The following is a 14,752-nucleotide window of genomic DNA, read 5'->3' on the forward strand; positions in this document are numbered from 1 at the left end:
GAATACTCCCATGCAGTTGCCTGATTTACGCGCAGGATTAGCCTCCTTGTCGAGCCGTTCCCGTGCGCGTTCGCTGTGCATTGAAGTGCCGTTTGTTAGTCCAGCCATGGACAACACCGCAGTGATGGCGTTGTTTACGGAACACAAAGATTTGATTGGCTTGCCGGTGGTGGAGAACGGTACGCCGTTTGGCATGATAAACCGTCATATATTCCTGTCGCAGATGTCGCGCCCGTTCTTCCGCGAACTCTATGACCGCAAAAGCTGCATCGCGTTTATGGACAAAGAGCCGCTGGTAATCGATGCCGATACCGAGCTCGACCGGGTCGCGCAGCAGGTGGTGGCAACCGGCGATAAATCGGTAACTGACGGCTTTATCCTCACTGATCAAGGCCGCTACATTGGCATCGGTTTAGGTATCGACCTGATCCGTACCGTTTCCGATTTACAGGCGCAGCAGCATCAACAAATTTTGCAGAGCATCGATTATGCACGCGTGATTCAGGACGCGATGCTCGATCGCTCAAAGCAGCAAATGTCGCAGCAGCTCAACGACTGGTGCCTGTACTGGCAGCCACGCGATGGGGTGGGCGGCGATTATTATGCGTTCCATCAGGATGAACACGGCTGGTTGGCATTGATTGCCGACTGTACCGGCCACGGCATTCCGGGTGCCTTTATGACGGTAATCCTGCAATCGGCGTTGGAAAATGCCTTGCAGAAAAATCGTCGCGCACCGTCCGATCTGCTGCAATCACTCAATCGCCATATTAAGCAAACTCTCGGTCAGCTGAATGCCTCGCAGCAAACCTCATTATCCAATGACGGCTGTGATGCGATTGCGCTGCACCTTGATAAGCAACAGCATCAACTCACTTGGGCCAGCGCACGTATGCACGCGCTGTTGCACCCTGCCGCTGGCGATGCGGAATCGCTAAAGGCCGATCGCGTTGGTGTGGGTTATACCGACACCCCGCAGGATTACATCTGGCCACAGCACCAGCGCACGCTCAATCCGGGCGACATGCTGCTGATCATGACCGATGGCGTCACCGATCAGCCGGGCGGCGAGCGACACATTATGTTTGGCAAAAAGCGCATTCAGACGCTGGTAACGCAATATCAAACCCTGCCGATGACCGAGCTGTCAGCGACCTTCGAGCAGGAATTTCTCAACTGGCAAGGCAACCAGCCGCGACGCGATGACGTCACCTGGTTTGGCTTCCGTTATTGAATGAGCACCTTATGAACTCAGGTTCAAGCCTTAGCCGCGTTCCGCCCGAAAGCGTTGCGCTGCACTATACTGGCTTTTTCTCGCCGCAGAACATCACCGCCATGGGCGAGGTGATCAAGGTCTTTCTGGAGAATCAGCAGGCGCCGGTGAAAGTGCGTCGCCGCTTGTTCTCAAGCTTTGTTGAAATCGTACAGAACATCCTGCGTTACTCGCAGGATAGCCGCATCATGAGCCACGCCGAGCAGGATTTTCGCTTCGGCACCGTAACCCTGCACGTGGATGGCGACAACTACGTGCTGGAAAGCAGTAACCAGGTCGATGAAGTGGCCTGCGAGCAACTGCGTTACTGGCTGGATTTGCTGCGCACCATGAGCAATGAAGAGATCAAACAGGCTTACCGAGTAGGTCTGCGTGCCGAGAGCCCTGCAACAAGCAAAGGGGCCAATATAGGATTACTGACGCTTGCCCGAGATGTCAGTGAACCGCTGGAGTATGAACTGCGTCCGCTGGCTTCCAGTGGTTACGCCACGTTTTGGCTCAAAGCCACCATTCACCAGGATTGACTTGTTTATGCAAAACCTTGTTATTGCTGCCACAGAAAGCACCCCCGACGTCAATTTCGATTTCGAAACTGGCCAGTTTGCCCTGCGTGGAGAGTCCTGGCCGGAGAATGCGGCGGCCTTCTATCGACCACTGCTCGATGCGCTGGAAAGCTGGAAGCCTGAAAATGGCGGCCAGGTCGAAGTGAATATCGCGCTGCGCTATTTCAACAGCTCCAGCACCAAGATGCTGTTCAGCCTGTTCGATCTGTTCAACCAGCTGGCGCAAAACGGCCAGACGGTTGAGCTGAACTGGTTCTTCGACGAAGAAGATGATGTCTCAGAAGAGTTCGGCCAGGAACTGGCGCTCGACTTCACCGATCTGCAGGTCAATCTGCGAGCGGAATTGGTATCATGATGGACCTGAACGAGCTATTCCGCGAAGAGAGCGAAGTATTGACTCGTTCACAGGATGTTGCGGCGCAAGGCTCGCTCAGTGCGGAGGATTACCGTGATGCGCTGCAAATGGTGAATCGCCATTATCAGCGTTTGATGCGTGAGACCTATCGTATGATCTCACGCAGTGACCGCGCCGAACGTGAACTCAACCGCGTCAATGAACAGCTGCATCAGCTGGCGCAGGAGCTGGAGTACAAAGCCAGCCACGATCCCCTGACAGCAGTGTGGAACCGTGGTGCCATTATTCAGCGTATTACCAATACGTTGAGCAATGGCCCAGCGGCGCTGATCATTCTCGATATTGACCACTTCAAGAAGATCAACGATGAGTTTGGTCATCCGATGGGCGATAAAGTGATTTGCGGCCTGGTGTCACGTATCCAGACGCACTGCCCGGAAGATGCCAGCATTGGCCGTATCGGTGGTGAGGAGTTTACCGTGCTGCTGCCCCACTACCGTCTCTCCGATGCGGTGATCGTCGCGGGCGCAATTCACGCTTCACTGAATGCTTCACCGCTGGCGGTGCTGCCGGGCCAGTTGGTGACGGCCAGCCTCGGCGTGAGCTATGGCAAACCAGGTTCTGATTTCGAAACCCTGTATAACAATGCTGATGTGGCACTGTATGATGCGAAAAACCACGGTCGCAACCGGGTGTTTTTCCGTTAGCCGATAACTGTCGCGGCGCAATTTATTGCGCATAGATCAGCAATAGCGCCGCATCAGGTTCGTGCGATAAATCGCACCGCCACGTAGGGTGCGGTCTCGCGCAAATTAGTTCTTCTGCGCAGTTGCGACTGGCGGCTCAGACGGTGGCGGCAGGAAAATGTGATCCAGAATATTGCGCATCAATGGTGCAGCCGTCACCCCTTCGCTTCCCCCGTTTTCCAGAATCAACGCCACTGCCACTTTCGGGTCATTAAACGGTGCGAAAGCGGTATAGAAGATGTGGTCACGCAGGCGCGTGGGGATCATCTTGGCGTTGTAGACCTGGTTCTGCTTCAAGCTAAAGACCTGCGAGGTACCTGACTTCGCCGCGATGCCATAAGGTGCGGTGTGGAAGGCTTTGTAGCCGGTGCCGTTTGGCGCGTTAGCCATACCGAACATCGCGTGACGTACTAAAGACCAGTAAGGCGATTTCGGATCGCCAATCTGCGGCTGTGGATCTTTCGGCTGGTAGAGCTGCTGCTCAGTGCCGCGCTGCGATTTTTCCAGCAGATGGGGGTTGATCACCCGGCCATTGTTAATCAATGCCACCAGCGCTTTCACCATCTGAATCGGGGTAGCAATCCAGTAGCCTTGTCCGATTCCGACGGATACCGTATCCCCCTGATACCAGGCATGTTTATGCACCTTCTGCTTCCATTCGCGGCTCGGCAGTAGTCCGGCATACTCTTCGTTGAGGTCGATACCGGTAGGTTTACCGTAGCCAAACTGACTCAGCATGGTATGAATGCGGTCGATGCCCATCATAAAGGCCACCTGATAGAAGAAGGTATCCGCAGACTCTTCAATCGCTCTAGTGACATCCAACATACCGTGACCAGATTTTTTCCAGTCGCGGTATTTACGATCGGTGCCCGGCAGCGTCCAGGTGGGCGCGCCAAAGAAGCTGGTGCTCGGCGTGATGACTTTGCTCAGCAGCGCAGACATGGCCATATAAGGTTTCACCGTGGACGCAGGGGGATACAAACCTTGCGTTACGCGGTTGATTAGCGGCAGGTCTTTGTCCTGCAGCAGCGTCTTATAGGCTTTGTAGCTGATGCCTTTCACAAACGGGTTAGGATCGTAACTGGGTGCGGAGACCATCGCCAACACGCTACCGTCGCGCGGATCTTCAATCAGGGCAGCGGCGCGTTGTCCAGCCAGTTGACTCTCAACATACTGCTGCAGATGCAGATCCAGCGTCAGGTATACGTTCTGCCCGGCAACCGGCGGCACCTCTTTCAGCACGCGCACGATGCGGCCATGGTTATCCACTTCCACTTCCTGATAACCGGTTTTACCGTGCAGAATTGATTCGTAATAGCCTTCGATACCCTGCTTTCCGATGTTGTGGTCAGCCGCGTAGTTTTCACCGACGCCTTCCGCGTTCAGTCGCTTGAAGTCGTTGTCATTGATCTTTGAAACATAGCCCACCACGTGCGCCAAATCGGCGCCATACGGATATTCGCGATCTTCATAAGTATCAATGCTAACGCCGGTAAAGCGAAACTGGTTCACGGAGAAACGCGCCACCTGCTCGTCGGTGAGTTCGCCCTTCAGCTCGACCGGTTTATAGCGGCTGTTCTGTTTAAGTTCGTGCTCAAAGATTTCGATCTCTTCCGGCGTCAGATCAACAATCGGTGTCAGCTCTTTCAGCGTCTCCTGCATATTGTCGATCTTGTAAGGCGTGACGAGGATGTCGTACCAGGTGACGTTACGCACCAGCGGAATGCCGTTGCGATCGTAGATCAACCCACGCGTTGGGGCGATAGGGATCATTTTGATGTCGTTTTCATTGGATCGCGTCTGGTAATAGCTGTGCTGATCCACCTGAATACGATACAGGTTCACGCCAAGAATGATGAAGCAGATGACAACCAGGGCAAAGGCGACAAGCGCACGGCGGACAAACAGTTTCTCTTCAGCTTCGAAATTACGGAAATTCATCAGGGGGGCTTAGTCTCTTTGTTATCACGCTAATGATAAGCAGAGATTGCTTTAGAGCCAGCACGAAGATGCACAAGCTTGGCTAAAAGTGTGTCAGATGTTTACGAGGGGGGATCAGGACGCCCCAAATGGCATAGATGATTTCGTGCGGTGATTAACCAAGTCGCCATAAATGACGACCATACGTACTGGAGTGTTTCGTGTGGTGATTAACAGGTCGCCATATATGACGCCCCTACGCGCAGGGTGTTTCGTGCGGTGATTAACAGGTCGCCATAAATGACGACCCTACGCGCGGGGTGTTTCGTGCGGTGATTAACAGGTCGCCATAAATGACGACCCTACGCGCTGGGGTGTTTCGTAGGGTGTTTACCAGGTCGCCATAAATGGCAACCCTACGTACTGGGATGTTTAGTGCGGTGATTAACCAGGTCGCCATAAATGGCAACCCTACGCGCTCGGGTGTTTCGTAGGGTGCGCATTGATGCGCACCAAACAAAACAGACGGGATTAATCCCCCAGCAGCACCGACTCCAACGCGATCTTAATCATATCGTTGAAGGTGGTCTGGCGCTCTGCTGCCGTGGTCTGCTCGTGAGTACGGATATGATCCGACACGGTGCAAATGGTCAGCGCTTTAGCACCGAACTCCGCTGCCACACCGTAAATACCGGCCGCTTCCATTTCCACGCCCAGAATGCCGTACTTCTCCATCACATCGAACATCTGCGGATCTGGCGTATAGAACAGATCGGCCGAGAAGATGTTGCCCACGCGCGCATCCACACCCAGTGCTTTTGCCGCATCAACCGCATTACGCACCATGTCGAAATCGGCAATCGCTGCGAAGTCGTGATCCTTGAAACGCATACGGTTCACTTTGGAATCGGTGCAGGCACCCAGACCAATCACCACATCACGCAGTTTCACATCGGCACGCACCGCACCGCAGGAACCCACACGGATGATTTTCTTCACGCCAAAATCAGTGATCAGCTCTTTGGTGTAGATCGAGCAAGATGGAATGCCCATGCCGTGGCCCATCACTGAAATTTTGCGGCCCTTGTAAGTCCCGGTGTAACCCAGCATGCCGCGCACGTTGTTCACTTCTACTGCATCTTCCAGGAAGGTTTCAGCAATGTGCTTAGCGCGCAGGGGATCGCCTGGCATCAGTACGACGTCCGCGAAATCACCCATTTCTGCATTAATATGAGGCGTTGCCATGGTTATTTTCCTTATTAAAATTGGTGGGCTGTTTTACAGCAGGCTTTTACCGTAGTCCATGCTGGACAGGCCAAAATACTTCGCAATGGTCTGGCCGATATCCGCGAAGGTATCGCGGTAACCCAGCGATCCCGGCTTCACTTTCGGGCCATAAATCAAAATCGGAATGTGCTCACGCGTGTGCTCAGTGCCGTGCCAGCTTGGATCGCAGCCGTGGTCAGCGGTGAGGATCAAAATGTCACCCTCTTTCACCAATTCCATTAGCTCCGGCAAGCGACGGTCAAAGAACTCCAGTCCACCGGCATAACCGGCGATATCGCGGCGATGGCCCCAGGTGGAGTCAAAATCAACGAAGTTGGTGAACACGATGGAGTTGTCCGGCGCCTTTTTCATCTGCTCGATGGTGGCATTGAACAGTGCATCCAGCCCGGTGGCTTTCACCTTCTGGGTAATGCCCTGCTCAGCATAGATATCCGCGATTTTACCCACAGAGATCACTTCACCGCCCTTCTCGTCCACCAGCTTTTTCAGCATGGTTGGCGCAGGCGGTTCCACAGCCAGATCGTGGCGGTTGCCAGTACGCTCGAAGTTGCCCGCTTTGTCACCGACAAACGGACGCGCGATAACACGGCCAATGTTGTAGCCACCGTTGGTCAGCTCTTCACGTGCGATTTCACACAGCTCGTACAGACGATCAAGACCAAACGTCTCTTCGTGACAGGCAATCTGGAATACCGAGTCCGCCGAGGTGTAGAAAATCGGCTTGCCGGATTTCATGTGTTCTTCGCCCAGTTGGTCGAGGATCACCGTACCCGAAGAGTGGCAGTTACCGAGATAACCCGGCAGATTGGCGCGTTTCACCAGCACATCAAGCAGCTCCTGCGGGAAGCTGTTCTCTTTGTCGCTGAAGTAGCCCCAGTCAAACAGCACCGGTACACCGGCGATTTCCCAGTGCCTGACGGCGTATCTTTACCGGATGACAGCTCGCTGGCATAAGCATAGGCACCAATGATTTCTGCATTGGCGTCGAGCCCTTGCGGGAAACGCCCCGTAGAGAGTTCAGCCGCTTTACCCAGGCCGAGCGCGGTCAGGTTTGGCAGATGCAGCGGGCCTTCGCGACCTTCATTGGCGCGGCCTTCGAAGCACGCTTCGGCGATATGGCCGAGCGTATCCGATCCTTCATCACCGAATTTATCGGCGTCTTTGCTGGAACCGATCCCGAAGGAGTCGAGAACCATAATAAAAGCACGTTTCATGCAAGTCTCCTGCGCAACGGCGCGATGACAAGTCAAAAAAAGCGATCAGATCAGTATACCCGAACAGCCGCTGCCTGGCACGAAGAAGCGTTACTCGCTGACGCGGCGATACACCACCGGCGTTTCCGCAGGCGCGCTGTCACTTAGCGTGATGGCGGCTTTCACCGCTTCTGCGGCCTGCTGCCATTGCGCTTCTGACGCGGCATGAATCACCGCCAGCGGGCGCTGGGCGTCAATCTGCGTGCCGAGCGTGGTCATGTCACTCAAGCCCACGCTGTAATCAATGCTATCGGTGGCGCGTTGACGTCCGCCACCCAGTGCCACCACCGCCATGCCCAGCGCGCGCGTATCCATGGCACTGACGATGCCAGACCGATCGGCGTACACCGCTTTGCTTAGTGTTGGTGCGGGCAGATAGTGGTCCATGCGCTCGATAAAATCGACCGGGCCATTCTGTGCTGCCACCATACGCGCGAAGACCTCCGCCGCTTTGCCGTTATCCAGTACGTTTTGCAGTTTCTGACGCGCTTCAGCATCGTTTTCTGCCAGCTTGCCGGAGATCAGCATTTCCGAACACAGCGCCATGGTCACTTCCAGCAGGCGTGGATTACGCGCCTCGCCGGTGAGGAACTGCACCGCTTCACGCACTTCCAGCGCGTTACCGGCGGTCGACGCCAGCACCTGATTCATATCGGTGAGCAGCGCGGTGGTCTTGCAGCCTGCGCCGTTTGCGACGCCAACAATGGCTTGCGCCAGGTTTTCTGAAGCTTCGAAGGTGGGCATAAAAGCACCGGAGCCGACTTTCACATCCATCACCAACGCATCCAATCCTTCCGCCAGTTTCTTGGCAAGGATCGAGGCGGTGATCAGCGGGATCGAGTCAACGGTGGCGGTGATGTCACGCGTGGCGTAGAAACGCTTGTCGGCAGGTGCCAGCGAGTTGGTCTGGCCGATAATGGCGATACCGACATCTTTAATGATCTGACGGAAGCGGTCATCGCTTGGGAAGATATCGAACCCAGGGATGGCTTCCAGTTTATCCAGCGTGCCGCCAGTATGGCCGAGGCCGCGCCCAGAGATCATCGGCACATAGCCACCGCAGGCGGCGACCATCGGGCCAAGCATCAGCGAGGTCACATCGCCTACGCCGCCAGTGGAGTGTTTGTCCACGATCGGGCCGTTGAGGTTCAGCGACTGCCAGTTGAGCACGGTGCCGGAATCACGCATTGCCATAGTCAGTGCAACACGTTCATCCAGATTCATATCGTGGAAATAGATGGTCATTGCCAGCGCGGCAATCTGGCCTTCTGATACGCTGTTGTCGCGCACACCATTGATGAAGAAGCGGATTTCCGCTTCGCTCAGTGGCAGGCCGTCGCGTTTTTTTCGAATAATTTCTTGTGGCAGGAACAAGGTTGCCTCCCCGGGGGATTGCTGTGAAATGCACCAAACATTCTTTGGGCCGCCATTGATGGCGACCCTGAGGCTGGGATCAGTAACCCGCTTTGCTGGTCGCTGTCGCGTGGCCCAGCGTATTCAGCAGGCTGGCTAACAGGCTTGATGCACCAAAGCGGAAGTGGCGCGCATCGGCCCAGCCCTCGCCCAGAATGTCGTCAGCCAGCTTCAGATAGATCGCCGCATCTTCCGCAGTACGCACGCCGCCCGCAGGCTTAAAGCCCACCTGCTGCTGTACGCCTTTATCGTGGATCACTTGCATCATGATCGCCGCCACTTCTGGCGTCGCGTTCACCGGTACTTTACCGGTCGAGGTTTTGATGAAGTCAGCACCGGCATCAATCGCGATTTCAGAAGCGGCGCGGATCAGGGCTTCTTCTTTCAGCTCACCGGTTTCAATGATCACTTTCAGCAGGACATTAGCCGCAGCACAGGCTTCTTTACAGGCTTTCACCAGCTCAAAGCCAATGTCGCGGTTGCCAGCAATCAGTGCGCGGTACGGGAACACCACATCCACTTCATCAGCACCGTAAGCAATTGCCGCACGGGTTTCTGCCAGCGCGATCTCAACGTCATCGTTGCCGTGTGGGAAGTTGGTGACGGTCGCAATCTGAATGTCTGGTGTGCCCTGCTCGCGCAGTGCTTTACGCGCCGCCGGAATGAAACGTGGGTAGATGCAGATGGCAGCCGTATTGCCCGCTGGCGATTTCGCCTGGCGGCACAGTGCGATCACCTTCTCATCGGTGTCATCTTCATTCAGGGTGGTTAAATCCATCAGTTGCAGGGCGCGTTGTGCGGCAGCTTTAAGATCGGTCATGATGTTCTCCAAAAGGTAACCGGCAGGCCATGCCACCGGATAATGTGATAATTCTAACAATCCTTACGCGATAAAATTGGATCAGCCGTCACACGATGAAAGAAAACTCGTCATGTAAATACAGTATTTTAGTGATATTAATCACATATAAACCCTGTTAAACCCGTTTCATCCGCAATGATGTTTGTGAATATTATCACAATAAATGGCGAAGAAGTGTATCACCGATGTTATTACTGTAGTCAGTTCGGGCCACAGCAGTGGAAAATCCAGAATCTGTCGGGAGGAACTCAGGCAGGCAGCGCGAACAGGCTCAGGCTGTTATGCCAAAGCGCATCGGCAATGATTTCAGGCGGTTCGCTGCGTATCTGGCATAACACGTCAAAAACATTGCGTGCCCGCTCTGGGCGATTAGGCTGGCCCTGAAAACCTTGTAATGGCATATCCGGCGCGTCGGTTTCCAGTAACAACGATGCCAGCGGCAAATTGGCGATGGTGTTGCGGGTTTTACTGGCGCGTTCATAGGTGATGGTGCCGCCGACACCAATCGCATAACCGAGTTGGATAAAACGCTCAGCCTGCTGTTGGCTTCCGGCAAAACCGTGCACCACGCCGCGGCGCGGTAAATTGTGCCGGCGCAGGTGCATCGCCAACTGATCGTGCGTACGCCGCGAATGCAGGATCACAGGCAAATCATACTGCTTCGCCAGCTTTAGCTGCGCATCCAGCAAGCGTGTCTGTTTACCAAACTGCGCATCATTCATATAGAGATCGAGGCCGATCTCGCCGATCGCCACGCGTTTTGTGTCCGGCGTTTGCAGCCAGCGCTCCAGATCCCCCAAGTGTGCATCGTTATGCTCAGCGATATTGATCGGATGCAAACCCAGCGCGGCATACAGCGCATCATGCTGCTGTGCTAACTGGCTGACGCGCTCGAATCGGCTGGCATCCACGCTCGGGACAATAATGCGTTCAACACCTGACTGCGCGGCCAGCGCGATACTGCCAGTGGCGTCATCGACAAACGGTGGGAAATCGAAATGGCAGTGGGTATCGATAAATCTCATGCCAGCGATCCTGCATCAAAGTCCGCATCGTTATCCGCCAGCAGCGGCGTATGCACTGGGCGATTGTCTGGCGCATTGGCGACCGCAGCCGGTGGTGTCACACGCAACAATGGCTCGGCGTCACTCAGCCATTGACCAAGCGTGGCGAGGAAATAGCGACCGCTACGGCGCCCTAGATGGTAATCCTGATTGAGCGAAGCCACACGGCTGCCCAGTGCCATACTCGCCAGCGGTTTTGGAGGGTAAATTTCAATGATGCGCAGATCGTCCGGCGGCTGATCGATGAACTGCTGAATTTCCCGGTAACTCTCTTCGTGATGATGCAGAATATTGATCATCGGCTGCAGTGCGCTGTCACCCAGCCAGCGTTCCATGCGCTTGAACCACTTGGGTGTATATGACATCTGCGACGGCACAGTGCGGATCACCACAATGGTATCTGCGCCACGTCGTGCCGCTTCACGCACCGGAATCGCATCGCTGATACCGCCATCCAGATAGTTCACGCCATCCATCAGCACACCGCTGCGATAGAACCCCGGAATGGCGCTGGAGGCTTTGATCACGTCGTGCCAATTCAGGCTGGTGGGGGTAAAGTACTCTGCGCGGTAATCATCTCCCCGGCAGGCGCACATATAGAACTCGCTGCCTCTGGCAAACAGCCCTTCGGCATTGCTCAGCGAGAGTGGGAATTCTTGTTTAGTGATGTCGATAAGCCAGTCGAGATCAATCAGATGCCCCCCACGCACAAAGCGCAGCGGATCAAAAAACTGTTTACTGGTGGTGTAACGCGTAATCACGCGGCGGGCATAGCCAGGCTGGGCACAGACGAAGGCCGACAGGTTTTGGGCGCCTGCTGAGGTGCCTAGCATAAGATGAAAAGGATTGAATCCGGCACGCTGGAATTCGTCAAGACGCCTGCGGTGAAGATGCCGCGTTGACCGCCGCCTTCACAAACCAGAGCAATTTTATTGGATTTAAACGGGGTGAGCGCTAATGGCTCAAAGGTGTCTAATGACACCGGGATGCGCATTCCCAATGGATGTCCCTCAGTGTTTTACCGCTCTGAGGGAGCTGCCAAGGGCAACATCCCGGAGAACCAGTCATTGTAGTTTCCTGACCCATTGCATGGTGCAATCGGTGCGGCTAATGATTATGCCGCAAATGACTGGTCTCCGCTTTAAGTGACTCGCGGGTTAGCGTTGTGTTAACGCAATCGGTCAGGGTCGTTTACGCCCGGTGAACAGGCTTACGAGGAACAGAATAATACCGACAATGAAGACAATTTTAGCTGCCCATGCTGCCGTACCCGCCAGACCGCCGAAACCTAATGCTGCAGCAATCAGAGCGATGACCAGAAAGATAATACCCCAACGAAACATAAGCCTCTCCTTTACCATGTGAAAATCGAACTGCTTATACACATATCACTGTTTTTATTACGATTCGGCACCATAACAGTGCCGATCGGCTTGCGTTAAGATTTCACCTTCAGGTCATTCTTCACGCTTTTTACGCCTTCAATGGCTTTGGCGATCTTCTCAGCACGATCGGACTGTGCCTGAGTCGCCACGTTCCCTGATAACTGCACCACGCCGTCGTTGGTTTCCACCTTCACGTTGCGCGATGGCACAATGTCATCTGCTAAGAGCTTAGCTTTGATTTCACTGGTTGTTGCGGTATCACCCGCATAACCTTTCAATGATGTCTCTTTGCTGTCTTTAACGTGTAGCTTGTCACTGACGGATTTCACACCCTCAACTTTTTGCACCAGCGCAACGGCTTTTTCCGCCTGATCCTGTGAAGCGACAAAACCGCTCAACGTGACCACACCCTGGTGGGTTTTCACTGAGATATCCGTGCTTTTAATGGCTTCATCATCCACTAACGCGGCTTTAGCCTTGGCGGTGATGCCGCTGTCATCCATAAAACCATCGACTTTTTTCATAGAACTATCGATTTTGGAACCCGTGCTACTGGTATCCGCAGCAAACGCCGCACCACTCAGCAGGACCGAACTGGCTAGTGCAGCAATCAGGGTTTTAGCAATCTTAGTCTTATTCATCGATATCATCCTTCTATCAGTTAACTCACTCGCAACTGCGAATGCGCCAGCAACAAACGGCGTTGCTGCATTGATGGACGTAATGAAACCTTAAGGTCTCTTTTCTCGTCCGACAGGATAATCATAGTAGGGATTACAGGTTTTGCTGGCTTTTGTGGTTGATATCTCGCCAAAAAACGATAAACGCAGCGTAATTAGGAGGAGTCTGTAGGAGAAAAACAGGGCCAGTGAAAATCACTGACCCTGGTGTGAGGCGGGATTAATGCTCGCGCGTTTTGCGGAACTTCACATCAGGATAGCGTTCCTGCGTGATATTGAGGTTCACCATGGTTGGGGCGATGTAAGTGAGGTTATCACCACCATCCAGTGCCAGGTTCACTTCGTTTTTGCGTTGGAAATCGTCGAATTTCTTCGCATCGCTGCACTCAACCCAACGGGCAGTCGAGACGTTGATAGCTTCATAAATCGCTTCAACGTTATATTCGCTTTTCAGACGCGCGACGACCACTTCAAACTGCAGCACACCGACCGCACCGACGATCAAATCGTTGTTGTGCACCGGACGGAACACCTGCACCGCGCCCTCTTCCGACAGCTGCACCAGCCCTTTCAGCAGCTGCTTCTGCTTCAGCGGATCGCGCAGACGAATACGACGGAACAGTTCCGGCGCGAAGTTCGGGATACCGGTGAACTTCATGTTTTCACCTTGAGTAAAGGTGTCGCCGATCTGGATGGTGCCGTGGTTGTGCAAACCGATGATGTCGCCCGGATAGGCTTCTTCGACGTGCGAACGGTCGCCAGCCATAAAGGTCAATGCATCCGAGATCACCACGTCTTTACCGGTACGCACCTGGCGCAACTTCATGCCTTTCTCGTACTTGCCGGAAACCACACGCATAAAGGCCACGCGGTCACGGTGTTTCGGATCCATGTTGGCCTGGATCTTAAACACAAAGCCGCTGAACTTCTCTTCTTTGGCTTCTACCAGACGCGTATCACTTTTGCGCGGCATTGGCGTCGGTGCCCAGGCCACTAAGCCGTCGAGCATATGATCGACACCAAAGTTACCCAATGCAGTACCGAAGAACACCGGCGTAAGGTCACCGCTCAGGAACAGCTCGTGGTCAAACTCATTGGATGCGCCCTGCACCAACTCCAGCTCATCGCGCAGCTGTTTTGCCAGATCCTCACCCACTGCCGCATCCAGATCGGGGTTCGCCAGACCTTTAACGATGCGCACATCCTGAATGGTGTGGCCCTTACCGGTTTGATACAGGTAAGTTTCATCTTTATAGAGGTGATAGACGCCTTTGAACAGTTTACCGCAGCCGATTGGCCAGGTGATCGGCGCACAGGCGATCTTCAGCTCGCTCTCGACCTCATCCAGCACTTCCATCGGATCGCGGATATCACGGTCAAGTTTGTTCATAAAGGTGATGATCGGCGTATCGCGCAGACGGGTGACTTCCATCAGCTTACGGGTACGATCCTCAACCCCTTTTGCGGCATCAATGACCATCAAACAGCAGTCAACCGCCGTCAGCGTACGGTAGGTATCTTCGGAGAAGTCTTCGTGTCCTGGGGTATCCAGCAGGTTTACGAGGCTGTCGCGATACGGGAACTGCATCACTGAGGTAGTGATGGAGATACCACGTTGTTTCTCCATTTCCATCCAGTCGGATTTCGCATGCTGGCTGGAGCCGCGGCCTTTGACGGTACCGGCGGTTTGGATCGCCTGCCCGAACAGCAGCACTTTTTCGGTAATGGTGGTTTTACCGGCATCCGGGTGCGAGATGATCGCAAACGTACGGCGGCGCGCCACTTCATCTAAAAAGGAAGCAATAGACATGTGTGAATTCTTCTTCAAGGGCAACACGCGGGCAGCGCGCTGCGAATAAATCGTTCCGGGCAAAGCCGGGGGATAACGGAACCAATGGTGACGCAGTAGCGTCAGTTCACAGCAAGATGTGCGCGATCTACATTGGCA

Annotated in this window: 12 protein-coding genes and 2 pseudogenes; 4 read left to right on the forward strand and 10 right to left on the reverse strand. The window is 54.3% G+C overall.

Annotated features, from left to right (window positions below; genetic code table 11):
• Nucleotides 1-10 precede the first annotated feature (10 nt).
• From HA51_RS12355 to HA51_RS12370, 4 genes are read left to right on the forward strand one after another with little or no spacing between them, the layout of a single operon-like run.
• Nucleotides 11-1,234, forward strand: coding sequence for a SpoIIE family protein phosphatase (locus HA51_RS12355; RefSeq protein WP_084934794.1), 1,224 nt, complete (start codon nt 11-13; stop codon nt 1,232-1,234).
• A gap of 11 nt (nt 1,235-1,245) precedes the next feature.
• Nucleotides 1,246-1,797, forward strand: coding sequence for a SiaB family protein kinase (locus tag HA51_RS12360; RefSeq protein WP_084934795.1), 552 nt, complete (start codon nt 1,246-1,248; stop codon nt 1,795-1,797).
• 7 nt (nt 1,798-1,804) lie between these two features.
• Nucleotides 1,805-2,191: a DUF1987 domain-containing protein gene (locus tag HA51_RS12365; RefSeq protein ID WP_084934796.1), complete on the forward strand. Its 387-nt coding sequence runs from the start codon at nt 1,805-1,807 to the stop codon at nt 2,189-2,191.
• Nucleotides 2,188-2,898, forward strand: coding sequence for a GGDEF domain-containing protein (locus tag HA51_RS12370; protein WP_084934797.1), 711 nt, complete (start codon nt 2,188-2,190; stop codon nt 2,896-2,898). Before HA51_RS12365 ends, HA51_RS12370 begins: the two co-directional genes overlap by 4 nt.
• A 105-nt stretch (nt 2,899-3,003) precedes the next feature.
• Here the strand turns inward: HA51_RS12370 and mrdA are convergent, their stop codons facing one another.
• The 10 genes and pseudogenes from mrdA to prfC form a co-directional block, all read right to left on the reverse strand.
• Entirely contained in the window at nt 3,004-4,881 is a 1,878-nt protein-coding gene (gene mrdA, locus HA51_RS12375) for a penicillin-binding protein 2 (protein WP_084934798.1), read from the reverse strand.
• A 510-nt stretch (nt 4,882-5,391) separates the two neighbouring features.
• Nucleotides 5,392-6,105, reverse strand: coding sequence for a purine-nucleoside phosphorylase (deoD, locus tag HA51_RS12380; protein WP_034828492.1), 714 nt, complete (start codon nt 6,103-6,105; stop codon nt 5,392-5,394).
• Nucleotides 6,106-6,138: 33 nt separating this feature from the next.
• Nucleotides 6,139-7,361, reverse strand: a pseudogene (deoB, locus tag HA51_RS12385) (phosphopentomutase).
• A gap of 90 nt (nt 7,362-7,451) precedes the next feature.
• Entirely contained in the window at nt 7,452-8,774 is a 1,323-nt protein-coding gene (gene deoA, locus HA51_RS12390) for a thymidine phosphorylase (protein ID WP_084934799.1), read from the reverse strand.
• A gap of 79 nt (nt 8,775-8,853) precedes the next feature.
• Entirely contained in the window at nt 8,854-9,633 is a 780-nt protein-coding gene (gene deoC / locus HA51_RS12395; protein WP_084934800.1) for a deoxyribose-phosphate aldolase, read from the reverse strand.
• 290 nt (nt 9,634-9,923) lie between these two features.
• Nucleotides 9,924-10,700, reverse strand: a complete 777-nt coding sequence (locus HA51_RS12400) for a TatD family hydrolase (RefSeq protein ID WP_084934801.1) — start codon at nt 10,698-10,700, stop codon at nt 9,924-9,926.
• Nucleotides 10,697-11,739, reverse strand: a pseudogene (locus HA51_RS12405) (patatin-like phospholipase family protein). The gene HA51_RS12400 and the pseudogene HA51_RS12405 overlap by 4 nt, the downstream one beginning before the upstream one ends.
• A 181-nt stretch (nt 11,740-11,920) precedes the next feature.
• Nucleotides 11,921-12,082: a DUF1328 domain-containing protein gene (locus tag HA51_RS12410; protein WP_007893192.1), complete on the reverse strand. Its 162-nt coding sequence runs from the start codon at nt 12,080-12,082 to the stop codon at nt 11,921-11,923.
• Between the two features lie 95 nt (nt 12,083-12,177).
• Nucleotides 12,178-12,765 carry a molecular chaperone OsmY gene (gene osmY / locus HA51_RS12415; protein WP_084934802.1) on the reverse strand — a complete coding sequence of 196 codons (588 nt, stop codon included), beginning with the start codon at nt 12,763-12,765 and terminating at the stop codon, nt 12,178-12,180.
• 259 nt (nt 12,766-13,024) lie between these two features.
• Entirely contained in the window at nt 13,025-14,614 is a 1,590-nt protein-coding gene (prfC, locus tag HA51_RS12420; RefSeq protein ID WP_084934803.1) for a peptide chain release factor 3, read from the reverse strand.
• Nucleotides 14,615-14,752: the final 138 nt, after the last annotated feature.

Origin of the sequence: Pantoea rwandensis (assembly GCF_002095475.1) — a bacterium.
Classification (GTDB): domain Bacteria; phylum Pseudomonadota; class Gammaproteobacteria; order Enterobacterales; family Enterobacteriaceae; genus Pantoea; species Pantoea rwandensis.